26 protein-coding genes are annotated in these 24,200 nt (G+C 45.7%); 10 read left to right on the forward strand and 16 right to left on the reverse strand.

Annotated elements, in window-relative coordinates:
* The first annotated feature begins 408 nt into the window (after positions 1–408).
* Positions 409–1,524 carry an extracellular solute-binding protein gene (locus tag P5683_RS12635; protein WP_315645852.1) on the forward strand — a complete coding sequence of 372 codons (1,116 nt, stop codon included), beginning with the start codon at positions 409–411 and terminating at the stop codon, positions 1,522–1,524.
* Between the two features lie 12 nt (positions 1,525–1,536).
* Here P5683_RS12635 and P5683_RS12640 read toward each other — a convergent pair whose 3' ends face one another.
* On the reverse strand, positions 1,537–1,893 hold the full coding sequence (locus P5683_RS12640) for a zinc ribbon domain-containing protein (RefSeq protein ID WP_111893968.1): 357 nt from the start codon (positions 1,891–1,893) through the stop codon (positions 1,537–1,539).
* Positions 1,894–2,005: 112 nt separating this feature from the next.
* Between P5683_RS12640 and P5683_RS12645 the strand changes: the two genes are divergently transcribed.
* The 3 genes from P5683_RS12645 to P5683_RS12655 all read left to right on the forward strand — a co-directional run bounded on the left by P5683_RS12645 (position 2,006) and on the right by P5683_RS12655 (position 4,525).
* Complete coding sequence (locus P5683_RS12645) at positions 2,006–2,329, forward strand: phasin family protein (RefSeq protein ID WP_315640064.1); 324 nt, start codon at positions 2,006–2,008, stop codon at positions 2,327–2,329.
* Positions 2,330–2,543: 214 nt separating this feature from the next.
* A complete protein-coding gene (locus P5683_RS12650) occupies positions 2,544–3,125 on the forward strand; it encodes an FKBP-type peptidyl-prolyl cis-trans isomerase (RefSeq protein ID WP_315640062.1) in 582 nt (193 codons plus the stop codon).
* A gap of 302 nt (positions 3,126–3,427) precedes the next feature.
* On the forward strand, positions 3,428–4,525 hold the full coding sequence (locus P5683_RS12655) for an inositol-3-phosphate synthase (protein ID WP_315640061.1): 1,098 nt from the start codon (positions 3,428–3,430) through the stop codon (positions 4,523–4,525).
* A gap of 60 nt (positions 4,526–4,585) precedes the next feature.
* Here P5683_RS12655 and P5683_RS12660 read toward each other — a convergent pair whose 3' ends face one another.
* From P5683_RS12660 to P5683_RS12695, 8 genes are all read right to left on the reverse strand, one after another.
* The gene (locus tag P5683_RS12660) at positions 4,586–4,837 is read right to left on the reverse strand and encodes a hypothetical protein (protein WP_006668022.1); all 252 of its coding nucleotides are present in this window, start codon (positions 4,835–4,837) and stop codon (positions 4,586–4,588) included.
* A 163-nt stretch (positions 4,838–5,000) separates the two neighbouring features.
* Positions 5,001–5,639, reverse strand: a complete 639-nt coding sequence (locus P5683_RS12665) for a GUN4 domain-containing protein (RefSeq protein ID WP_006620734.1) — start codon at positions 5,637–5,639, stop codon at positions 5,001–5,003.
* A 26-nt stretch (positions 5,640–5,665) separates the two neighbouring features.
* The gene (locus tag P5683_RS12670; protein ID WP_315644907.1) at positions 5,666–8,989 is read right to left on the reverse strand and encodes an efflux RND transporter permease subunit; all 3,324 of its coding nucleotides are present in this window, start codon (positions 8,987–8,989) and stop codon (positions 5,666–5,668) included.
* Between the two features lie 166 nt (positions 8,990–9,155).
* The gene (locus P5683_RS12675; RefSeq protein ID WP_006668019.1) at positions 9,156–10,703 is read right to left on the reverse strand and encodes an efflux RND transporter periplasmic adaptor subunit; all 1,548 of its coding nucleotides are present in this window, start codon (positions 10,701–10,703) and stop codon (positions 9,156–9,158) included.
* Between the two features lie 185 nt (positions 10,704–10,888).
* Positions 10,889–11,560, reverse strand: a complete 672-nt coding sequence (locus P5683_RS12680; RefSeq protein WP_006620729.1) for a hypothetical protein — start codon at positions 11,558–11,560, stop codon at positions 10,889–10,891.
* Complete coding sequence (locus tag P5683_RS12685) at positions 11,557–11,913, reverse strand: metal-sensitive transcriptional regulator (RefSeq protein ID WP_006620728.1); 357 nt, start codon at positions 11,911–11,913, stop codon at positions 11,557–11,559. The genes P5683_RS12680 and P5683_RS12685 overlap by 4 nt, the downstream gene beginning before the upstream one ends.
* Positions 11,914–11,944: 31 nt before the next feature.
* A complete protein-coding gene (prmC, locus tag P5683_RS12690) occupies positions 11,945–12,844 on the reverse strand; it encodes a peptide chain release factor N(5)-glutamine methyltransferase (protein ID WP_046320433.1) in 900 nt (299 codons plus the stop codon).
* 82 nt (positions 12,845–12,926) lie between these two features.
* Positions 12,927–13,703, reverse strand: coding sequence for a Tic22 family protein (locus tag P5683_RS12695; protein ID WP_311737396.1), 777 nt, complete (start codon positions 13,701–13,703; stop codon positions 12,927–12,929).
* 473 nt (positions 13,704–14,176) lie between these two features.
* Between P5683_RS12695 and P5683_RS12700 the strand changes: the two genes are divergently transcribed.
* The 6 genes from P5683_RS12700 (at position 14,177) to P5683_RS12725 (ending at position 18,509) form a co-directional block, all read left to right on the forward strand.
* On the forward strand, positions 14,177–14,581 hold the full coding sequence (locus tag P5683_RS12700) for a hypothetical protein (protein ID WP_315641877.1): 405 nt from the start codon (positions 14,177–14,179) through the stop codon (positions 14,579–14,581).
* 57 nt (positions 14,582–14,638) lie between these two features.
* Positions 14,639–15,310 (forward strand): CAP domain-containing protein, encoded by a 672-nt coding sequence (locus P5683_RS12705; RefSeq protein WP_315640053.1) that lies wholly within the window; start codon positions 14,639–14,641, stop codon positions 15,308–15,310.
* Between the two features lie 419 nt (positions 15,311–15,729).
* Positions 15,730–16,011: a 4a-hydroxytetrahydrobiopterin dehydratase gene (locus P5683_RS12710; protein ID WP_193520282.1), complete on the forward strand. Its 282-nt coding sequence runs from the start codon at positions 15,730–15,732 to the stop codon at positions 16,009–16,011.
* A gap of 82 nt (positions 16,012–16,093) precedes the next feature.
* Positions 16,094–17,731: an HD family phosphohydrolase gene (locus tag P5683_RS12715; protein WP_193520281.1), complete on the forward strand. Its 1,638-nt coding sequence runs from the start codon at positions 16,094–16,096 to the stop codon at positions 17,729–17,731.
* 26 nt (positions 17,732–17,757) lie between these two features.
* Positions 17,758–18,270 (forward strand): molybdenum cofactor biosynthesis protein B, encoded by a 513-nt coding sequence (locus P5683_RS12720; protein WP_006620721.1) that lies wholly within the window; start codon positions 17,758–17,760, stop codon positions 18,268–18,270.
* The gene (locus tag P5683_RS12725) at positions 18,270–18,509 is read left to right on the forward strand and encodes a DUF6737 family protein (RefSeq protein WP_006620720.1); all 240 of its coding nucleotides are present in this window, start codon (positions 18,270–18,272) and stop codon (positions 18,507–18,509) included. Before P5683_RS12720 ends, P5683_RS12725 begins: the two co-directional genes overlap by 1 nt.
* Here the strand turns inward: P5683_RS12725 and clpS are convergent.
* The 7 genes from clpS to P5683_RS12760 all read right to left on the reverse strand — a co-directional run bounded on the left by clpS (position 18,506) and on the right by P5683_RS12760 (position 24,040).
* Positions 18,506–18,799 (reverse strand): ATP-dependent Clp protease adapter ClpS, encoded by a 294-nt coding sequence (gene clpS, locus P5683_RS12730; protein WP_006620719.1) that lies wholly within the window; start codon positions 18,797–18,799, stop codon positions 18,506–18,508. The two genes, P5683_RS12725 and clpS, sit on opposite strands and share 4 nt — an antisense overlap.
* A 146-nt stretch (positions 18,800–18,945) precedes the next feature.
* Positions 18,946–19,383, reverse strand: a complete 438-nt coding sequence (locus tag P5683_RS12735; RefSeq protein WP_006670153.1) for an ATP-binding protein — start codon at positions 19,381–19,383, stop codon at positions 18,946–18,948.
* Positions 19,384–19,388: 5 nt separating this feature from the next.
* Entirely contained in the window at positions 19,389–20,372 is a 984-nt protein-coding gene (locus tag P5683_RS12740) for a sugar transferase (RefSeq protein WP_006620717.1), read from the reverse strand.
* A 68-nt stretch (positions 20,373–20,440) separates the two neighbouring features.
* Positions 20,441–21,424, reverse strand: a complete 984-nt coding sequence (gene fmt, locus P5683_RS12745; protein WP_315640047.1) for a methionyl-tRNA formyltransferase — start codon at positions 21,422–21,424, stop codon at positions 20,441–20,443.
* A 36-nt stretch (positions 21,425–21,460) separates the two neighbouring features.
* On the reverse strand, positions 21,461–22,318 hold the full coding sequence (locus P5683_RS12750; RefSeq protein WP_006670150.1) for an OmpA family protein: 858 nt from the start codon (positions 22,316–22,318) through the stop codon (positions 21,461–21,463).
* Positions 22,319–22,346: 28 nt separating this feature from the next.
* Positions 22,347–23,438 carry a DUF4335 domain-containing protein gene (locus tag P5683_RS12755; protein ID WP_046320437.1) on the reverse strand — a complete coding sequence of 364 codons (1,092 nt, stop codon included), beginning with the start codon at positions 23,436–23,438 and terminating at the stop codon, positions 22,347–22,349.
* The gene (locus P5683_RS12760; RefSeq protein ID WP_006620713.1) at positions 23,435–24,040 is read right to left on the reverse strand and encodes a DUF3038 domain-containing protein; all 606 of its coding nucleotides are present in this window, start codon (positions 24,038–24,040) and stop codon (positions 23,435–23,437) included. The genes P5683_RS12755 and P5683_RS12760 overlap by 4 nt, the downstream gene beginning before the upstream one ends.
* Positions 24,041–24,200 lie beyond the last annotated feature (160 nt).

Genomic DNA, 24,200 nt, shown 5'->3' on the forward strand with positions numbered 1-24,200 from the left:
TATACCGTATTGCCCTAAAATATTAACCTAATTTGAGATTAAATCATGCTCCTATACCAGAGTCAATCTCTGGCAGTTCAAACCTTAATATAACTTAAAGAATTATCCCATATATATTCATAATCATGGGCGAGACTATTTCCCACTAATTTGCATAAGTATATTTACGGTTGAAGGCTGCCATCACTCCACCAATTCCCAGCCCAGAGGGCTTGACTAAATATTTGACCAGAATTAAATCCGATAATTAAAGCAAGTGTTGTGTCTGATGTTACCAAATTTTCTCTGATGAGATTTAAGCCAGTAATGACAGTACAATGGTTCTAAACAACAAAGTGGCAACCCATCGCGATCACCCCCGTACAGGTGAGGGTCAAGAATCGGGGAACGCCACCCCACCTTATAAATATGTCACTGAACCGACGATCTTTCCTGTGGGGAACAAGTCTATTAGCACTGGCGGAATTAATCGGGGGATGTGATACCCCCACAAATTTTCGGGTCGAGTTGCTAAATGGCTCTGTTCCCGTTCAACTGGTAAACCGCTTTCGCCGCCAACAACCGCAGCGGCCTGGGTTAAGTTTTGTACCCAAGTTTAATCTCGAAGACCTCTACCAGGAATTACAAGCGGAAGCCACTAGCAACCCCGCTGATTTAGTCATGATTGGCGACTATTGGCTATCAGCAGCCATTAGAGAGGAATTAATCGAACCCCTCAACCCAGAGGATTTATCCCAGTGGCAGCAATTACCCGAAAACTGGCAAAACCTAGTTAGACGTAACCCAAATGGAGAATTGAGCAACTCCCCAGAAGGTCAAATTTGGGGCGCTCCCTATCGCTGGGGGACAACAGCGATCGCTTATCGGGTTGATAGATTTGAGAAATTAGGCTGGACTCCCACCGACTGGCCAGACCTATGGCGGTCTGAGTGTCAAGGTCGTATCTCCCTATTAGATCAAGCGCGAGAGGTGATTGGTTTAACCCTGAAAAAATTGGGCTACTCCTACAACACCCCTGATCTGGATCTAGTTCCCGACTTGAAAGCGGAATTGGAACAACTACACCAAAATGTCCGCCTCTATGATTCTAATAACTATCTCAAACCCCTAATTTTGGGTGATACTTGGCTGGCTGTCGGTTGGTCGGGAGATATTTCTCCCCAAGTGCAACGACAACATAATATAGCGATCGCTATCCCTAAATCTGGTACTGCTTTATGGTCTGATGTGTGGGTCAAACCGATCGCCACCAGTGCCACGAATAACCCCCTAGTTCAAGCCTGGATTGATTTTTGTTGGCAACCTGAAATAGCTACCCAAATGTCATTATTGACTGGCGCAACCTCCCCCATAGTTTGGGGAATGTCGCGAGCCGATTTACCCAAGGATTTACGGGAAAATCCGCAACTGTTACCCGATACCGACATTTTAGAGCGCAGTGAATTTTTGCTGCCCCTAACTGTTGCCAGTATGCAACAATATCAGCGCCTCTGGCAGCAGATCCGTTCCGTAGTGCGATCGTAGCGCCTTCCCCCGCTACAAAGCTAGTAAGACACTGATGATGATAATAATCACAATAGCCACCCCTAGGGCGTTTCTTCGTACCCATTCACCCACAGAGTGTGGAAATCTCCCCTGGTGGTTGACAAACGGCTGAGGCAAAATTGGTTTACTCCGGTCTTGATAGAGAGTGCATTCCCTGGCATAAGGACGTTTGGGAAAGTTGCAGGTGTCGTCTTCATGATAAAGACAACTCTGGCACAGAAACTCCCCTTGATCAGCGCGGTGTAACGGAATACCCGGATGACCAAAGGCCTTCAGTTCATATTTGCAGTAGGGACAGGCGATCGCCTGAGAATCAACGGGTTGACGACAACGGGGACATTCTGGCATAGGAAAATCAATAGCGATCGACAGTAGGGGGCTTCCAACAAAAAAAGTGAAAAGTGATACAGTTTGTTTGACCGTAAATCTAGCTTAAATTGTACTAGATACTTAAAAACCTATGGATGACAACAATTTACTCAAACAGCTTTTGATGATCGGCATTGGTACCACCTCCCTGGTAGCCGAGAAATTGCAGGAGGTTACAGATCAGTGGGTCAAAGAGGGAACCCTTAACCCAGATGATGCTAAACGCTTTATTGATGAGATGACCCAGCGCCTGAAAATGGATCAACAAAGCCTGGAAGAGTTGATGCAGCGCCAGATTAAAAATATGATGCAGGATATCGGTGTTCCCCGCCAGGCAGAACTTGATGAGTTGCGGGGACGCTTAGACCGTTTAGAACGTCAGATGCGAGATTTGGAAAATCGCCACTGGCGCTAAGGACCATAACCTGTCAAACTGGAATAGTTACCACCAGTTTTTCTGTCAAATTTCAGGTGTACTCAATGGGGTCATGTTCATCAAAACTTAGGAAGCCAGAACCCTTGGCTATGTCCCCATGGCGGAATGACTCCCCTTGATGTATCTGAATCAACAGTTAGCCGGTTCTTGGTAAAATGATTTTCCCTAACTTAACTGAGGAGGACGATAAAAGGTGCGAGAAATTTTGATCAGCTTTGGGGTAATTGTGGCCTGTTCCCTGGTTCTCATTGTTGCTCAAATTACCTATTCTGGAAAAGAAGCTAATGCTTCCAATATGGGAACCCAGGTCAGACCTGAAACCGAAATCAAGGTTCAGGAAAGCAAGGTTTCTACCAATTCTTTGCTGTCAGGAGGTATAGCAGCACCGACAGCTAATTTCACCATTGCTCAAAATATGACAAATACAGAAGAAAACCTAGTTACAACAGATTCCGGTCTCCAGTATGTGGATTTACAGGAGGGAACTGGTGCTAGTCCCCAAGCGGGTCAGACAGTTACGGTTCACTATACCGGAACTCTGAAGGATGGCACTAAGTTCGACAGTTCCCGCGATCGCAATCGGCCTTTTTCCTTTACAATTGGGGTTGGTCAAGTCATTAAAGGTTGGGATGAGGGAGTCGCCTCTATGCAAGTAGGGGGACGCAGAAAACTGATTATTCCGGCTGACTTGGGATATGGCGATCGCGGTGCGGGTGGCGTGATTCCTCCGAATGCTACCTTAATTTTTGATGTGGAATTATTGAAAATTTCCTGATAGCAACTCACAGCTAAACTAGGGCAAAATTGACTCAACACCCAGATCTCATCCGGTTAACGGTGGTTAGATTTGCCCTGGTTTTCCCTAGCCCAGCACTTGACAAAACCATTTATTAATGGTAGGGATTTAAAAATTTGTGATCAATCCCCTTTCCCAACCCTAGGCTTGGTATAACCCTGGTGCTTCCAAGGTACAATCGCTGTTTGATTAATTAACAGATCTGTCGCTGCTGTCAATATCCTAAACTTGGCATCTAGGCAGGACTTATTTTAACTTAGGAGTCGAGGAACAGATTGCTTGTGGAAAAAATTCGTATCGCCATTATTGGTATTGGTAACTGTGCGAGTTCTTTAATCCAAGGGATTGAATATTATCGCGACAAAAATGCCCAGGATGCCATCGGACTTATGCACTGGGAAATCGGCGGCTACAAACCCTCTGATATGGAGGTGGTCGCCGCCTTTGATATCGATCGCAGAAAAGTGGGCTTAGATGTAGCAGAGGCAATTTTTGCCCCCCCTAACTGCACCACAGTTTTCTGTTCTCATGTTCCCCCAACTGGGGTTAATGTGTCAATGGGTCGCATTCTCGATGGTGTAGCAGAACACATGGTTGATGTAGATGAACGCTACAGCTTTCAACCCAGCGCGCGACCTCAACCCTCGAAAGCAGAAGTAGTCAAAATTTTACAAGACTCCCGCGCAGAAATTCTAGTTAATTATCTGCCTGTTGGTTCCCAGGAAGCCACCGAATTTTATGCCGAATGTGCCTTAGATGCTGGGGTCGGTTTCGTCAACTGCATTCCCGTATTTATCGCCAGTAATCCCCTCTGGGAGGAGAAATTTAGACTTAATAAGGTTCCTATTATCGGCGATGATATTAAATCCCAATTAGGCGCAACTATTACTCACCGCGCCTTAGCTAATCAATTTCAAAAGCGAGGAGTCAAAATTGATCGCACCTACCAAATTAACACGGGCGGAAATACGGACTTTCTGAATATGTTAGACCGTCGCCGCCTCGACTCGAAAAAAGAGTCCAAAACTGAGGCAGTTCAGAGCGTGGTGCGAGAACGTCTAGCCAACGAAAATATCCACGTCGGACCTAGCGATTATGTTCCTTGGCAAAAGGATAATAAAGTCTGCTTTATCCGCATGGAAGGACGACTATTTGGAGATGTTCCCATGAACATCGAATTGCGCCTGTCTGTGGAAGATTCTCCTAACTCAGCCGGAGTAGTTATCGATGCTATCCGCTGCTGTAAATTAGGACTAGACAGGGGACTTGGCGGCGTGTTGGACTCTCCCTCAGCCTTTTTTATGAAGCATCCGCCAAAACAGTTCGTTGATGATGAGGCATACGAAATGACGGAACGATTTATCGCCAACCCATCCTAAAAATGGCGATCGCGTAACTCAACTCTGGGACACCCGTTAACCTGCGGGTTCCTAGGGCTTCTAGTTATGCTTATGTTCCAGTTCAGCTTGTCGCAAGGCTTCCAAAACAGACCCGGCGACAAATCCCATCATGGCTCCCCCTACAGTATATGCTTGGGGATGCCGGGACTGGCTGTAGCCAACATCATTATGAACAGAAACCACGCCACAGCATTGATAGGGTTTTGCTGCTATATGAGACATAGCCAAACCAAACACAGACCCTATACCAGCCATGACAATTCCCGAAAAAATCACTAGCCTTATATTCATGGAAACTCCTGGGTCGGAAACCCCGTCCTTCCAGGACGGCTTTACAAACCGGCTATCTTCAGGCTAACAGAGAATCATCCTATATAGGGTGCGTCATAAGGATGAAATCTAATATTAAGGGGAAGATTGATAACTGACGCACCAGAAACACGCGCAGGGTGGATTAAACGCCACATCGAATCAATCTGGCGAGGAAATAGACTGCCATTTTAGCACCATAAGCCGATCGCCACCAGTTAGAAGGATGACATCCAGGGGGGGCAGATATAGTAAAGTTAAGGTCTGGATAATCTAACCATTTATGTTCTTCGCGCCACCCCAAGCGATCGCTTACTTGAGTAAGCAAATCTATGTCAATCTTAGAGATATCATCATCTCCCCCTAAGTCGGTATAAATTTGTCGTTGAACGCTAAAGCCAAAGCGATTATTGCTATACTTAACCCAGAGGCTATCGATAAGATGTAGAGCGCTACAGGGAAAAATCATGACATCATCAGGCTTCAAATCATCATGATAAGCCTGAGTAGCAATTTCCAACATCACCTTAGTAGTTTCTAAATCTGCTTCTCGCCAATTTCCCTCAGCCAGCAAATTCTGTAACCGTCCGTAACGGTACTTATCACTAAGCAAAGACAAAATCTGGGCTAAAGTATCCTCCAATTTAGTAACTCTTTCCTCAAGGGAGGAGGAACTAACCGGAGCATGGGAAGTTTCCGAGGTTTCCAGAGGTAAATTTGGGGAAGGGGTAGGATCTTCAGAAGGTAGATCGGTAGATTCAAATTCCTGTGTATCTTCAGACATAATCAGTTTGATAGGTAATGCAGGTGCTAATTTTCGGTAAGGGTATGATCTAAGGGTTGACTTTGTGGTTGGTGTTGTTGATGTCCATTGGTCTGAGAACCATTAGAGCCAGAACCATTAGGTCCAGAACCATTAGGTCCAGAACCATTAGAGCCAGAACTATCAGAAGGTTGAGGCTTCTCACCTTTGAGGAAACGAGCCTCAAGGGTTTTAATAGCAATATAGAGGTTAGGAGTAATCAAGAGACTCAATAGAGTTCCGACTAACATTCCGCCAAAGATAGCAGTTCCCAAAGACCAACGACTAGACGCACCGGCACCGGAAGCAATTACCAGAGGCCAGAATCCGACCAAAGAAGAGATCGCGGTCATCTGAATAGGTCGGAAGCGTTGCTCTGCGGCTAGTGCTGCTGCTTTCTGAATATTAAGTCCCTTGTCTCGTAGTTGGTTAGCAAACTCGACAATGAGAATGGAGTTTTTAGAAGCCAAACCAATCAACATGACGAGAGCGACCTGAGCATAAACATCATTGTTAACTACAGGCCAAATGCCGCCAGCCATCAAGACATTAGAACGGAACCAAATAGCAGCCAAAGCGCCCAAAACAGCGAGAGGGACGGCTAACATAATAATGAGGGGGTCGATGTAGCTTTCATATTGTGCGGAAAGGACTAAAAAGGCAATGACAAATCCGAGTCCGAAGATGACGATCGCCGCACCGCCAGCAGCTTTTTCCTCTAAAGCGCTTCCTTGCCAAGCATAGCCGAAAGATGGGTCAAGGGTCTCGGCGGCGGCTTGTTCAATAGCTGCAATGACCTGTCCAGAACTGAAACCCGGAGCGGGGTCAGCCTGAATTCTCATAGATCGATAAAGATTAAAGCGGGTGATAATTTCCGGCCCGACTATTTCTTCAAACTTAACCAAGTTTTCCAAAGGAATTAAGTTCCCATCAAGCGATCGCACTGATAGACGGCCGATATCAGAAGGATCAGCCCTAAACTCGGATTCTGCTTGAGCCACAACCCGGTATTGTCGTTGTCCGAGGACAAAATCATTGACATATAGGGAGCCAAAATAAATCTGTAGGGTGCTAAAAACATCACTGATATTGACATTGAGAGCCAGAGCGCGATCGCGTAATACCTGGATATTTTTCTGACCCTTAGATGCAGAAAACTGGCTAAAAGCCCTACCCACAGCCGGATATTTATCAGAGTTCAACTGAGCCAGTAAGCGATTACCATTTTCTACCAAAGCAGAAATCGGCAAATTACCACTGCGGTCTTGAATTTGGATTTCCACCCCCCCAGTGCTACCCATACCAGGAACCGGAGCGGCATTAACCGCAAAAGCCTGTACTGCTGTAACCCCTCTCAAAGCTCGATTAATGCGACCGAGAACCCCATAAACGGACTGTTCCGGGGTGGGTCTTTCACTCCAAGGCTTTAGCTGAACAAACATCACCCCCTGGGATGGATTAAGACCATCAAAACCAAACCCCGCCGCCGCGAATACTGATTCAACTTCTGGTTCTTCTAAGATAAGATCAGTAATTTCCTCAGCAGCATTAGCGGTGTAGTTAAGGGATACGCCATCAGGACCTTGCATAATTACCAAAAAGAAGCCTTGGTCTTCTTGGGGAACAAATCCAGTAGGTACCCAGCCATACATAAGGACAGTCAGCACCAAACCACCGACAAAAATCCCCATCACCAGGGTATTAATCCGCACCAGAAACCGAATCAACTTGGCATATTGATTTTGTATGAAGCCAAAACCTTGGTTAAATTTCTCAAAAAACCATCCTAAAGGCCCCTTAGTTTTCTTAGCCGGACGCAATAGCACCCCAGCCATAGTCGGAGAGAAGCTGAGGGCGTTAAATGTGGAACAGATAATCGCAAAAGTAATGGTGAGGGAGAACTGCTGAAAGATGATTCCAGTAGTTCCGGGGAAAAAGGCAACGGGAATAAATACAGCCAGCAATACTAAGGAAGTGGATATGGTAGCGCCAGTGAGTTCTTCCATTGCGTCTAAGGCGGCTTGTCGTGGCTTCATCCCCTGAGCAATTTTACTAGAAACTGCTTCCACAATGACGATCGCATCATCAACGACCAAACCCGCCGCCAATGTACAACCAAACAGTGTGAGGGTATTGAGTTCAAACCCCATCGCCTTTAGACCTGCCATTGAGCCAATGAGTGCCACTGGGATAGCAATAGTAGGAATCAGGGTTGTGCGCCAATCCTGCAAAAACACAAAAATTACCAAAATTACCAGGGTAATAGTTTGCAGGAGGGTGATCACCACTTCCTGTAGGGAGGCTTGCACAAATAGAGTTGTATCATAGGGAATGGCATATCTAACCCCTGGAGGGAAAGATGCACTCAACTCTTGCATCTTTGACTTGACCGCCTCGGCTGTTTCCAAGGCATTACTACCGGGTCTTTGGTAAACAGCCATCCCCACGGCGGCTTGATTGTTATAGGTTGCGTCAAGGTTATAGTCCTGTGCGCCTAACTCTACCCGACCCACATCTGTAATTTTAATCAGAGTGCCATCGTTTCCGACACCAACCACCAATTGCTCAAATTCGGAGACATCTCGAAGGCGACCCTGAGCGCGCAAGGGGATCTCAAATCTTTGCTCCGGGGGGGTGGGAGCCTGACCAATTTTACCAGCGCCGACCTGAATATTTTGCTGTCGTAAGGCGGCGACTACATCTTGAGCAACTAATCCCCTAGCTGCGATTTTTTGGGGATTTAGCCAAATACGCATGGCATATCTACGTTCCCCCAAAATGGTTACACTCCCCACGCCAGGAGCGCGGGTAATTTCATCAAGAACATTTAAATCTAGGAAGTTACTGATAAAAACATCGTCATAAATAGGCTGGTTATTTTGATCAGTATCTGAATAAAATCCCAGTACCAACAGGATACTGGGTGAAGATGCTTCTACGGTGATACCGACCTGTTGAACGACATCAGGTAAACTTGATGCTGCCTGAGATACTCTATTGTTAACGTTAACCTGGGCAATATCTCTATCAACGTTGACAGGGAAGGCTACAGAGACATTAGAAACCCCATTATTAGCGGTGTTTGATGAGATATATCTCATGTTATCAACGCCGTTGATTTCCCGCTCTAAGATGCTAGTCACAGTGGTTTCTGTGGTTTCGGCATCAGCACCAATATTGACTGCAGTTACGTTGATTTGAGTGTTAGCCAGTTGTGGTAGTTGAGAAATAGGTAGCAGGGGAATAGATATCACCCCTACCAATACAATGAGAATGGAGCAAACTGTAGTGAGAACGGGGCGCTTGATGAAGGTGCTAACAAATAACAGCATAGACAATCAAATATAGGTGGTTAAGCATAGCGATCGAGATAAGGAACTTAATTTAGAGCGAGGGGGGGAAAGTAGCCTGATTATCAATGTTATCAGCCAGAAACCAAAGCAACTCTCCCCTATATGAAAGTTGATAATACCCGATTATGGCAATTTTAGGGCTTAGTTATTGGCGGGTGGTATCTAGTATCGGGGTTCCATCTCGCAATTGTAGTATGCCTTCGGTAATAACGCGATCGCCTGCTTGCACCCCAGAAAGCACCTCAAAACTCTGTCCTTGAATGCTTCCCAGTGTTACCGGAGCTTGTCTAGCGACTAAAATGGTTTCCCCGGAGGGGGTAGCTTGTTGTTGTGCTAAAAACACAAAACTCTGTGCGCCAATGCGGGTGACGGCATTAGTGGGAACTGTCACCCCAGTTTCCTGTTGCCAAATTACCCTAGCTCGGACTACTTGATCGGTGCGGAGTTCATTATTAGTGTTAGGGTAAATGGCTTTAGCCAAAATAGTCTGAGTCCCACTTCCGGCGTCAGGAGCAATATAGGATATGCTGGTGGTGCCAATGACTTCCCCAGTTTCTTGGCTTATCAGTTGTACAGGTATCCCCACCCTCAACTGAGGTAATAGGGAAATGGGGATATTGATATTAACCTCTAGGTTCTGGTTTTGTCGGATAGTGGTAACGGTGGTTTGGCTATCGACCAAATCTCCCGCTTTAATCGGCACATTACTGACAATGCCGGAAATAGGAGCGACGACACTATAGTAATCTAACTGTACTTGTTGAGCGACAGCCCCAGACCTAGCCCCTTGGATTTCTCTACCTATGAGGGCTATCTGTGCTTGCTGGGCTTCAATAGCTTTCTCCTGGCTGGCTATTTGAGCCTCTAGGGTAGCAATTTGGCGTTCTAGATCTCGGCGGGAACTTTCCACACTCGCCCTAGCTGCTTCAATGGTGCGCCCTTGACGAGATAAATTCATCCGAGCAGATTGGACTCTAGCGGTGGCGGCGAGAACTTGTTGTTCTTGGTTAGCTACCTCAGCCTCGCTGGTTTGTCTGTCCCGCAGTTTTTCATCATATAGCTCGCTGGAAACTACGCCTTCCTGCCATAATCTCTCGTAGCGCTCGTAGGTAGCCTGTCGCTGTTGTCGCACTGCTTCGCGTCTATCTAATTCGCGACGGGATCCTTCTAGGTTGTCTTGGGCGTTTTGTAGTTCAAATTCTAGTCTTTCCTGTTCTTCAATCTGAGCCTCTAACTCCCGCTCGGAACGCTGTAAATTGGCTCCTTGAGATTGAAATGATAGTTCGGCTCTGGTTCTGGTTAAGTTGGCTCGGAGGGCTTCTAATTCGGCTTCGGCACCACTTAATTGAGCCTGTCTGGCTTGTACTGTGGCGATCGTACCTTCAAAGTTGGCTAACTGTTGGGAACCATCAATTTGAATTATCGGATCTCCTACAGTTACCTGATCACCTAAGCGCACATATACTTCTTTTACTAATCCACTAACTCGCGGTCTGATGATAGAGTTTTCGATACCTTCAACTCTGGCATTATATTCGCTGCTGGATTGAACATCGGTGGTATCTACGTTTTCTATCTTGACGGGGACAGGTGGGCGACCAATGGCTTGAGGTTCTGCTGAACAACCATTGATAAGTACAAATAATAATAGCAGGGGTAGAGATGCGCTAGTTTTCAATAATATTTTGTTCATGGTACTACCGGGCAATTCGATGAGGAGATTTTACCAGGTTTAGAGGTAAATTTTCGCCTGACCCTTGGGTTGAGGATGAGATAAATTACTGATATTTTAGGGTCATTAACACTCCCGGCTGGGGATTATTGCGGTTTTTCCCAGGGGTTGACAGGAGGCTTTGATGAAAATTATGGATAGCTGACTCAAGCCCGATCGCACAGGGGGGAACGCACACAGAGATATAACAGAGGTCCGAATAGGGGAATGAGTGTCACCAACCATAACCAAGTCGGAGCCTGGTTGCCGCGCCGCGCGATATCATCTCCTAATAAGGCGGGAAATAATACTGATAATAAACAGAAATCCAGGCTCATCACGTGAATAAAACGGCTATTTTGCCATTGATAGATAAAGTCACGCCAATCTCCCTGAGTGATACCATAAAAGACTAGAACGATCGCTCCTACCATTAGCACTATGGCTGTGAATTTGCTGTCCCAAATGCGGATGAAGAGATTGGGAACTCCAGAAAATTCGGGGTTAGGTTTGCGCCACACCAAATAGGGTAAAATTGCGAAGGCACCCACGGCAAAAGATGCGATCGCAAAAAGCCACGCCGGGATTTTTTGACCTTGACCATCGGCAAAAATTACACAGCAGTAAATTAACGGCCAAATTCCCATGATATTAAATAGGGATATAATCAGGGGATTAATCCCCTCCCAATTCCCTACACTCAGGTTTTTAATCAAGTTAAAAGTAATTTCTGGCTGGTCTGGCGGCGCTAAGAAAAAGGCATAAATCACGAAGGTCAACCAGACCATCGCTAAGGCAATTTGAGAAGTTTTGACAGGGTTTTGGCTAGATACAATCATGGGAGAAATCTGTCTAAGGCGGCTTTTAGTTCCTCAATTTCCACGTCTATATTACCTTCTTTAGCTGCTCTGGCTATACATTCGGTTAAATGTTCATCTAGGATAATTCTAGCGACGCGATCGAGAGCCCCCCTAACGGCGGCAATTTGCACGAGTACATCGGGACAGGGGCGACTTTCTTGGACCATAGTTTTGACACCGCGAATATGTCCTTCAATGCGCGAGAGTCGATTGATAATACGTTTGAGTGATTCCTCGCTATGGACATGGGGATGAGTATGACTCAGAGCGTCCCCATGATGGCGATCGCTCACAGATACGCTAGGAACCCGGTCTGAATCTGATCCGATCATTTAACCCTGTGCCAAGCAACTACATAAAATCTTATTGTAGATAAGCGATCGCAAATCTATCAATACCAGCCAGGTCCGGGAGGATTTTAAGATCCCGATAACACCCTGCTGATTCTAACATGGATGTAACCGCTTCTCCCTGTCCTGCCATCATTTCTATGATCCAAATACCCCCAGGTTGTAAAAATTGGGGTGCTGTTTGTACTAGATGATGAATGGAGTCTAAGCCAGATTCGCCGCCATCGAGTGCTAGAGGGGGTTCATATAGGATTACTTCTGGTTGTAGGTTTGGTAGCTCCTGGCTAGGAATATAGGGCGGATTTGCCACCATGCCGCTGACCTTCCCTTTCAGGCTATGGAGGGGACCCCACCAAGACCCCTGGTAAAATTTTACCCGATTTTGATAACCTAGACTTTGGGCATTTTCCAGGGCGATCGCTAAAGCTGACCAACTGCAATCTACAGCATGAATCATGGCTTCGGGGAATACCGATGCTAACCCCAAAGCGATCGCACCACTACCTGTTCCCATATCTACCCAATTTCCTGACCCGGCTGATGGCGCGGCATGATAGGCTATATCAATGATTAACTCTGTCTCTGGACGGGGGATGAGAACCGCAGGAGACACCTTGAGGGTAAAATTTCGCCAGTGAACTACACCTAATAGATACTGTAGGGGGACTCGTTCCGTGATGCGACGTTCCCAGAGTTTGACAATTGCTGACCAGGGCTGATTTAGTTTAATGTATGGGCGATCGCCAAAGTCGTCTAATCTCAGGTCTAGGCGAGTCAGATCGGTGAGTGCTTCCAAAAACATATCTAATTCTATGGCGGAAACTTCGGCAGCGATCGCATCATTTTGAGCCTGTTTTTGCCACTGTCGCAGTTCCTCACCAGATATATAGTAACTTTCCCCTATTTCCCCCATTTAGCACCACCTGAAAAATTGTAGAGGCTGATGATATGGGGGGAAGTTGACAAGCAATCCCCCCCCACAAGTTGCCCTAACCCTAATTATTTCTCAAAAATTCCAAGGTTTCCCGGGGTGGAACTAAGATGATCCGATCTAAAAATTGGTTATCATCAGTTCGGAAGGCTTCTAATAACGCTTCCAGAGGAACCACCTGGACAGTAACCGAAGATATTAAGTCCGGTTGCTGTTCTTGAAATTGGGATAACATCCCCTCTAAGTCTTGTTTAGAGAAGAACATAGGAATCACTTGGTCATTGCCACGCTGGATGGTTAAATAACCATTGTCTGGGCCTCCTCTTGCCATAAACAGAGGCACGCCATTAAACTCATTAGGCGATCGACCACTTTGCTGCATTACCGCCCGGGCTGATTCTACCTCTCGCTGCACCGGAACATAAGCAAATTGGATATCATCAGGACGGTTGCGACTCTGTTGGCTCATTTTATAGACTTCCCCCAGAGAAACTGCTGTTACCTCCACGGAGTTAGCCAATTCAGGGTTATTGTTTCTCAGATTTTCCACAAATCTTAGAGCATCCTGACGGCTAATAAATATCCCTGCTACCGCAGCGGTACCGCTGCCATTTTCTCCAGCGGGAACTGTGGCCACTAGGGGGGAACCGGTAGGGTCGGTAATGGTAAATACTGGGACTGGCCGTAATTTTTCCTGAATTTCCTCTAATGTTAATGCTTCAGCCGCCTGGGTTCCCAGCAGAGATGCTCCCACGGTCCTCGGTGGGAGGATGGGACTCATTAACAAATGGCTACTGATAACTCCCAGTAACAGGCTCAAATGGAAAAATGATTTAATCATGTTCTCAAGTTGCGATCGTAATAGTTCATTTTGACATTTCCCCCACGCTTCCATATTGGCGTTATACCTGTAGGCTCATACAAATATGACAGCGAGGGTTGATCCATACCACCCATCAAGTCTGTTGATGGAGGCTAGAGTATTCCTGTATAGCGCAATTCTTACCCTGGCACGATAATAGTTAGACTGACGACCAAAAACAATTTTTTCTCCCGAACTCCCCAATAATTTTATATATTCTCACCCCCGGAGGATATGCCACGGGAGTTTTACCCGCACATTTTCCAGATCCTAACACAAACTTGCCCCGAATGGTCAAATTTGGGGACGAACGCGATCGCATTATTCAATCCCCAACACTACAGAATCATTATTCTCCTGGGATAACATTCGGATATCCATAATTCTTAATGAATAAACATAGAAGATGGTAAAACCAAGATTTATCATAGTCAGAAAAAGGGTCTGTTATTATGTTTTGCGATATCATCACTCAAAACGGGTTGACTTTTGCTATGGCTAGTCCAGCTAACGATTTCATGATCGTCTCGGAACTGCCAGATGAGCAAATTGCGCGCTTGTCAAGTCCGGGATTACCACAAGCGATCGCCCTTTTGCCGGGTGATGATTATTTGGTCAATGATGCACAAGGACGCATCCTCTTAGGAAATCAGGGGAATGATACGATTATCGGTAATTCCGGCAATGATACCATTTATGGCGGTCAAAACGATGATTACTTGAATGGTGGTTCTGGTGATGACCTGTTATTTGGTAATCGGGGCAATGATACCATTTATGGCGGGTCTGGCAATGATACTATCTATGGGGGTGTAGGCAATGATTGGATTGTCGGCGGGTCTGGTAATGACGTTTGATCAGGCGATCGAGGTTTAGACACTCTCACCGGAGGCAGTGGTGCTAATCAGTTTATTTTGCAATCATCGACTCTCAATCAAGATCTGATTACCGACTTTAAGCCTGGTATCGATAAATTGCGGGTTCCTGATGGGGTCACGATTGCTGATTTACGGATTAAACAATCCGATGCCTCTACCTTGATTTTACTCGATGGTCAGACGGTGGCAACCCTGGAAAATGTCGATGTTGAATCAATCACTACTCGCGACTTTATTGGGGAACTAGGAGCAGCAAATCATGCTGATATTCAACTAGGCTTAGGTGAAACTGCTTCTAACTTGCGTTTTGAACAGCAAGTGCTGGAATTGGTCAATCAAGAACGAGTTATGGAAGATTTGCAACCACTAAGGCTGAACCCCCTACTCACCCAGGCGGCGCGTACCCATAGCACTAATATGGCACTGCAAGACTTTTTTAGTCACACCGGAATTGATGGATCTAATTTAACTGACCGGATTAGGGCCACAGGGTTGACATTGATAGTGCCATTTGCCGAAAATATGGCGGCGGGTCATACTACGCCGGAGTTAGTGGTTGAGGGATGGATGGATAGTCCGGGACATCGTGATAATATTCTTAATCCAGATTTTACTCAGATTGGGGTGGGTCACTATTTCCTGGAAAATGATACGGGGGATCTGATGGACTATAACCATTATTGGACTAAAGTTTTCTCTGGTGGCTGATTTCAGCATCTCGGTCCAGAAAGTGCGATCGCCTATTAATCACAAAATAGCCAACTCTCAGCGGTGAGCTTGCACTTTCAGAATTTTGTGTTATCCTAGTTTCCAAGTTTCGGATATCCAGGAGGTGATGCCCATGAGTGACAGTAGTAAACGCATGGGTCACTGTGTTGGAGAACGCCGGCTGTGCGCCGGGGCTGACCTCTAAAATTCGGCCTAGGTTCCTATTGCTAGGAGCCGAAAAGCCTACTAAATGGTCTGGCTGGATTGGAGAGATCCTTCCGGCAGTCAGGTTCCAACAACAGAGACCCGCTAGACCGCTCTCATATCGCTAACTGATGTCCTGGTGGTATCCAAGGCTTGAGTTATCCGTGGGAGCGGATAGTTTTTTTTAGATGTAATAGAATTGGTGTATTTTTGATATGGCTGAACTACTGAGTGCAACTGAAATTCAACAAATGGCTACTCAGGTTCCCGAATGGTCTGTTGAGGGTAAAACTATTAAGTGTCTGAAAACCTTTAAGGGGTTTGTGGAAGCAGTGGCTTTTGTTAATCAACTGGTGGAACCCGCAGAGGCGGCAGGTCATCACCCGGATTTGGAAATTTCCTATAATAAGGTGACAATTACCCTGACTACCCATGATGCTGGGGGGTTGACTAAGAATGATTTTTCTATGGCTGAGAAAATTTCTAGTTTGAGTTAGATTCTATCAACGGCCCCACAATCCGCTAGAATTCCACACAGTAGGGTAGCTGTAAGCTGGTTCTAGGTTCTGATGTGGGATTATGGTCTTTGATAATCTTAATGTGTCTGTAGGGGTTAGTGAAGAGTTGCTGCTGATTGAAAAGCTGTTGGATATCGGTACGGCACTATCGGGAATTCATGATTTGGGAAAGCTGTTAAAGCTGATCCTCAGTAAGAGTCGGGAAATTACCTGTAGCGATGCGGGAAGTGTTTATCTGGTAGATTACAGTGATGATCGCCCTAAACTGCTGTTTAAGGTGGCTCAAAATCAGTCTTTGCCAAATTTGTCGTTCCGAGAATTTGCGATCGCTCTGACTGATAGGAGCCTGGCTGGTCATGTGGCTTTGACTGGGAAAAGTCTCAACATTGATGATGCTTACGACTTACCACAGGGACAGCCTTATCGTCTCGATCGCAGTTTTGATGAGAATATCTGTTATCGGACTCGCTCGGTTTTAGTTCTCCCCATGCAAAACCGGGAAGGGGAAACCCTGGGGGTTCTACAACTGATTAACCGCAAGCGACAATCTGATCTGGTGCTGACTCCTGAAAATACCATGGAGTACACCCAACCTTATTCTGATTGGGAAGAACGGATTTTGCGGAGTCTCGCTTCTCAGGCGGCGATTTCCATTGAACGCAGTGATTTACAAGAGAGTATTGAGTTACTATTTGAGGGGTTTGTGAAAACCTCCGTGCAGGTCATTGAGGCGCGAGACCCCTGCACTTTCGGACATTCGGAAAGGGTGGCAGTTTTGACGGTGCGTTTGGGGGAGGAAATTAATCAGATATCTGAGGGTCCCCTGGCGGCGGTACAATTTAGCGATCGCCAACTCCAAGAGTTACGTTATGCGGCACTACTTCATGATTTTGGCAAAGTGGGAGTTCCTGAAGCTGTTTTAAACAAGGCTAAGAAACTTTATCCTTGGGAATTGGAAATCATGAAAAAACGGTTTGCGATCGCTCGACAGAGTTTACAGATAGACTGTCTACAAAGGAAATATCAACTGCTTTTAGACTACAGCAGCAACCACTCCCAGAATAGCACAGAATGCCCCCACTGTCAAACTCTTGAAAGTATGGATTTGGAAATGAATCAGGAGATTGAGCAGTTGCAAGGGTTTTGGGAGATGGTGCTGGAAGCCAACGAACCGGAGATTTTACCTTCTCAACCCCTGGAAAAACTCCATGATTTATCAAAGATTACCTATCGGGATATAGATGGCAAGATTAAGCCGCTGGTGACACCAGAAGAGATTGAACAATTGTTAATAACTCAGGGTAATTTGACGGCTTCCGAACGCGAAATTATTGAAGGTCATGTCACCCATACCTATAATTTCTTAAAGCAAATTCCCTGGACTAAGGGACTGGAAAATGTGCCACAGATTAGCTATGGACATCATGAAAAGGTAGATGGTAGTGGCTATCCTTTGGGATTGAAAAAGGAGAAAATTCCGCTCCAATCACAAATGATGGCGATCGCTGATATTTATGACGCACTAACAGCAGGCGATCGACCTTATAAGCATGGACTTCTTACGGTTACAGCTCTGAAAATTCTGCGCAGTGAAGCGGCGGCGAATAAGATTAATGGGGATATTTTAACTGTATTTGAACAGCGCCAAGTCTATGAGTCTCTAGGACATACTTTAGATGTGGTGATGGAACTGGCTTAATGTTAGCATGAGAGTTAAGGATGGTTATGAGTAGCTCAATTCCTCACCCAGATAGCGGTAGTTTTAGCGTCAATTGTGCCGTTTTAACTGTGAGTGATACTCGCACTGAGTCCACGGATAAAAGCGGTGATTTGATTAAGCAAATGCTGAGAGATAATGGTCATCATCTAGGAAATTATGTGATAATTAAAGATGAACCGGACTTGATTACTCAGGCGCTTAATCAATGCTGTGGTGATGCTAAAATTCAGGCGGTGATTGTGAATGGGGGAACGGGAATAGCACCACGAGACACGACTTATGATGCTATTGAGGGGTTACTAGAAAAAACTTTACCTGGCTTTGGGGAACTGTTCCGGTTTTTGAGTTACGATGATATTGGTTCCCGTGCGATCGCCTCTCGCGCCACCGCCGGGGTATATCGGGAAACTCTATTATTTTCGGTTCCCGGTTCCCAAGGAGCAGTTAAACTAGCTATGGAAAAGCTGATTTTACCTGAGTTAGTTCATCTAGTTAAGCAATTACAAAAAGGCAGTTAATGAATCAAAATCAACCCTCAAGTGATAATCCTTGGGACTATAAACCCTGGTGGTGTCAACCGTGGTCAATTATGCTGACGGGAGTTAGCTTAATTAGCGGGAGTTGGTTAATCTTTCATCAGGTTTGGCTATCGGTAATTGTAGGGGTTCCCGTCCTGACCTGGATGGGATTTTTCCTGCTGATCTGGCCGGGATTAATGCGATCGGCTATGATGTCAGATGCTGAAGGTGACGATTAGGCTTTTTCTAGGGGAGCCATTGTCAAACCTTCGCGACTGAGTTGGGTATGGTACAATTCGGCTTGTTCTAGGGGGCCAACCCACACGGTCGCCTGACCTTCATAATGGACGCGGTTGGTCAACTCCCAGGCTTGATCGCTAGTCATTCCCGGAAGATATTTCATCAGACAGTTAGCGACGTGCTGAAAGGTATTAAAATCGTCATTAAGGACAATTACCTTATAGTTAGGGTAGGGCTTACGGACGGTTTGACTAGAACGACTGGGTGTAGTGGTAGGTGAGGCTATCATAGCTCTAGTTTAGTGTTTGACTAAATCAAGATTTTGTACTGATCATAAATCCATTATATTATATAACGTCACAGTCTGAGATGATCTCAGAGAATTAGTTTAGGGTGGGTATAGTTAGTAGATGCACTCTATATAATGACTGAAAGTTAAGAGAAATGTCGTCGCATAGTTAGGCAGTTACGATGGTCATCCAGGCGACAATAAGTGACTTCATCGGTGAGTTTAGACATCAAAATCAAACCCCTACCTTGTTCCTTTTCCAAAGGTGCAATCTTTTCGTTAAGAATCAAATGCAGGGTTTTGGGGAAGTCAAAAGGTTGACCAAAATCCCAGAGTTTGATTTCGATAGAATTAGATAAAATCTCCACCTGAATATCAATGGGAGTGGTCTTAGATAATCCATGATGTGCATGACGAACCGCATTAGTGAACCCTTCGGTAATAGCAATCTTGCATTCGTAGTTCAGATCGGGATGCAAAAAGGGAGTAGTTATCTGATCAAACCATTGTAATACTTCCTCTAAAAACAGTAGATCTGTACCTACTTTAAGATGCGATCGCATTAGTAGACTTTCATCTTCCATTAATCTTACATTGCACCACTATTTTTTTTGAACAAAATGACGATCGTGCGGACAATCATTTTGAGATCATACATCAAGCTCCAGTTTTCCTGATATTTGAGATCAAGGCGAATAATATCTTCAAAATCCTTAATCTGCGATCGCCCGCCGACTTGCCATTCTCCAGTCATACCGGGTTTAACATCTAGGCGTTGCCATTGGGGAACCTCATAACGTTCGACTTCATCGGGAGTAGGTGGTCGAGTGCCGACTAGGCTCATTTCCCCCATTAAAACATTCCAAAATTGAGGTAATTCATCCAGGCTAGTGCGCCGCAAAAACCGACCTACTTTAGTAATCCTGGGGTCTTGATCATTTTTAAAGATTTGACCTTTCGCCTGATTAGGAATTGTGTTTTTGAGTTCTTCAGCATTAATCACCATAGAGCGAAACTTCCACATACGGAAACGCTTACCCATCCAACCGCAACGAATTTGACCAAACAAAATCGGACCAGGACTATCAAAGCGAATAGCAATGACAATTGGAATAGATAAAACTGCAGTAATTACTAATCCGACTAGAGCGCCGACAATATCAATAGAGCGTTTAACCACAGAGCGAACGGAAGGATGAGTAACGGGTAATTGGCTATTATCCCCATGAGGTGCGGGTTCATCCTGTTGAAAGGTTAAAACCTGATCAAGGGATGTTAAAGAAAAAACCGCCATTACCTGGGGACTGACATTTTTTAGCAAAAGTTCCACATTTTTGTTTTTGGCGGCTTTGAGGTTACTGACTAAGGCACCGACTCCGCTGCTATCGATAAATGTAGTCTCGCTAAAATCGAGAATAATAGCCTGTGGAACCTGATCTCCCAAAACGAGATTATGACAAGTTGACTTAAAATCCACAGCCTCCAATACACTGAGGCGATCGGGAATTTTGACCCAGGCTATATGATTTTGAAAATGGACAGGAAAATTAACTTCTGGGCTAGGACTGACCATATTAGTCTCTTAATGCTAGTAGGTGTATTTAAACTTACACAAATTATTGGGGTTGCATAGTTCTAATTTTAATCAAGAATTTCTCCGATCGCTACACGAGTGCCATTGACAAAATCCCAACCGGACTGAACCCGTTTTCCGGGTAACTTGACTTCGGAAACCAATAGGTATCCTGACCCGGTCTGAACAATTGGGCCGAAGCGTTTGGCGATCGCCACAATTTCCCCAATGTTACCGGGGTTAAGATCGGCGGTAGACAAACGAGCCAATGGTGGAGGAAGTTCTATTTGGGGAACAGAACCCAAGGGAACCGAGCCGCTAATTTTCAAACTTTGTCCCCTAAAGGTAGTGACACAATGGGGATAAAAGGCTCTAATTTGATTATGGAGGGCAACTGCTGACTTCGACCAATCAAGTTGATAATCTTCTGGCTGAATGAGAGGCGCTAATGTAGCTTGAGTATCATCCTGGGGAATAGGTTGTATCGTTTGCGATCGCATTTGTAGCAAAGTCTCCGTTAAAAGTTCCGCCGCCATATTAGCGAGACGTTCAGCCAAATTAGCTGCTTGGTCCTCCCAACTAATGGGGGTGTAACTCTTCAATAGCATGGGTCCTGTGTCCATGCCTTCATTCATCAACATGGTAGTAATTCCGGTTTCAGTCTCGCCATGATATAAACACCACTGAATAGGTGCCGCTCCGCGATATTTTGGTAAAATCGAGCCGTGAGCGTTGACACATCCTAATTTAGGGGTCTGCAAAAGTTCCGGGGAGAGGATTTGTCCATAAGCGACTACCACAAAAACATCAGCCTCAACTTCCCGCAAATTAGCCAAAGTTTGTGGATCCTTTTTAAGGCGACGGGGTTGCCAAACTGGTAGACCTGCACATAATGCGATCGCCTTTACCGGGGAAGGGCTAGTTTTACTACCACGTCCCCGTCGTTTATCTGGTTGAGTAACCACCCCAACCACCTGAAATTGCTCATCAGTCAATAATCGTTGCAAACTAGGCACAGCAAACTCAGGCGTACCAAAAAAAACCAGTCTCATGTATAAATTTTCCCTTTGTGTTTAGATTTAGGTTTTTCAGGGGGGGGTAATGGCAACTTCAATGCGGCGGTTAAGTTGTCTATTGATGTCCGAGGTATTTTCCAACGCTGGGCGAGTCATACCATAACCGATCGCCACCCAATGATAAGCCTGGTAGTCCACAGCATTAGAGAGGTATTGCACCACTGCTTCCGCCTGTGCAGAGGACAAAACCAGATTTTGCTGACGGCGAGCGCTATCATCAGTATGACCTGCCACCCGCACTACTGCCCCCCGATAGTTTTGCAGATCTGGAATCAAGTTATCCAGGATCACATTAGCCCCAGGGCGCAAAGTGCTACTACCTGGGTTAAATAAAATATCACTGGGTAAAGTCATGATCAAGCCACTTCCAGATCTAGACCTAGCAGTGCGGGGAGTTGGTGGGGGTATATTTTCCGCCTCCGGGGAGCTAGGGGCTGTTAATTGCTGTTCTATAATTTGTAAGCGTCTCTCCAACGTTTCTGCTGGCCGACTATTACCGATTTGAATTTCTAGGGCGGCGGTGCGACCGATCAAGGCATTGAGATCTTGTTGTAATTGTTGGAGTTGGGGTTGTAAGGTTTGTTGGACTTCCGGAGTTAGGGAAGTAGGCGACGCTTTGGGGGGAGTGAGTCTAGGAGTTTCTCGGTCTGGGAAAGAGGGTTGATATGCTGGCTCGCGCCTTAATAACTGTTCAGTTAGGGGCATTTCCGAACTGGTGTTCGGGTAAACTTGAGCTACAGCCATTCCCACTACCCAAGCCACAGCACTACCTACCCCCAACAATAACAGACGAAAAATGAAGGACAACAGCCCCACCAAAACCCCGGAATTGGATTTAGGGGAAGATTTACTTGGTTTTGGATCTGCCATAAATTTACCCTCAATTGCCATTAGGTTATCAGTTTTCCCAAGGACGCACTTCTAACGGACCTGCGGGATGATTAAATATCACCATCATATCCGCTTGGGGTTCTGCTGGGTCAGGTCCTACCTGCTGAAAGCGTAACTCTGATAGGGGAATGGGAGCCTCTTCCTCTGGGGTAACATCCTCAACTGCTTCATAATCTATAATTTTGCCATCACTGGCTACTGTAACCCGATAAACTAGGGTTCGGTTAATGCGAGCAACCCATGCTTGGTTTATCTGAGCAAACAATTCTCGCTGTAATCTCTCAATTTCCTGGGGGTCATCAATAGATGGCGGTGAGACTAAATTAGGTTGTAAATTAGACTGGCCAATGGTAGCACCGGGTTCGCCAATAGTGGTATTTTCCCCCTCTGTGTCTGTATTAACTCCCTGTGGTGGAGATTGTCCGGCTGATGGTGGTCTTTCAGTTTCTGATAGTGATTGGGTTTCTGTGGACTCTTGAGGATTAGGTTCTAGGGGTCGCCGAACCTCTGGAACTGGCAGAGCAAATAATGCGATCGCTGCAATAGCCAATCCAGACACCCCTACCGCTACAGGTATCGCCCTTTGGGTAACAGATTGCTCTGCCTTAGTATAACGCTTGGGAATAGCTTTTAACTGCAAGGAAAGCTCAGGTAAAGTCCCAGAATCAGCGAAAAACTGATCCACTGCTTCCACCAGATCAAATAACTGCACCGTGGTTAAATCTAATTCCACTGGGGATGTCGGATCGGTTTTCATCTGGGAATCCCCATCTAACGGGGTATTACGGACAATCAGGCGGTGTAAATTGCTGTCTAGTCTGCGTAACTCCACCATAGGAACCTCAGCAGCAGTGTTAGCAGAGGGGGGATGTGATACGCCGCTGAGAAATTCTTGGGCGTATTGACTCACCCGTTGCAGTAAACACTCGAAAAACTCTTTCCCTCCCACAATAGGCTGAGGATAACCGACAAAATGGCACTCCGCATTCATCAATAGCGATAAACGGGGCCGAGTTTCTGAGGTATTATCTGTGGGACTACTCAACCCATGCAAAATCAGCTTGCAGTTAGGCAAACTGTACTGACGTATAATCGTCATGCTATCTCTCCATCAAACAGACTCATCCAAAACCGTTGCATCCCTGCCGTGCCTGTACAGAATAGCAATTTTCCCAGCAAAGCGATCGCTAAATCATTGAGTTTCTCTGGGGAGTTGTAAGCAATTACACCCGCGCGCCGAGGATTCATCCGACTACGGAAGTGAGCCTGGAACCTTTCCAGATAGCTATATAATTGCAAATGCTGTTCTATGGGGATTTGCTTGCGCTGCATTTGCTCAAAGTCAATCAGCAACTGGCGAATTCTCACTGTTAACTCTCGACTTATCATGGCAATAATCACCACTAGGGCTTTAGCTTCCTTCAGAGTGAGGGGTTGTCGTTGGCTGTAGCGTCGCAGGGGGTTAGTGCTACGCAGTCGCCATAATACCACTCGATTCGGGATAATTCCTTGCAGTTCTAACTCGGATATCTTGACCAGCATTCGTTCGGAACTCCCCAGGGCGAGGGCTTCAATGGCTAGTAACATCAGGTCGATTTGTAATCGCGCCCGACGGGGACATCCTTTGTCGGAGATGGGTATATCCGGCAAACTGTCTAATATGACTGGGTTTAAATTAGTTTGATAGGGTTCTACTTGCATTATGCTCACGGCAACATCGATTCCAACACAATATATAGTTAAAGATTGGTTAGCAAATCTGATACATTTACGCGACATTTTTCCGATTGTTCCCGGACAATGCAACGATAGCACTATTACCCGTTAAGGTAACAGAGGCGGTATCCCGCAAAGCTTTTAC

This window comes from Limnospira sp. PMC 1279.21 (assembly GCF_032349615.1).
GTDB lineage: Bacteria > Cyanobacteriota > Cyanobacteriia > Cyanobacteriales > Microcoleaceae > Limnospira > Limnospira fusiformis.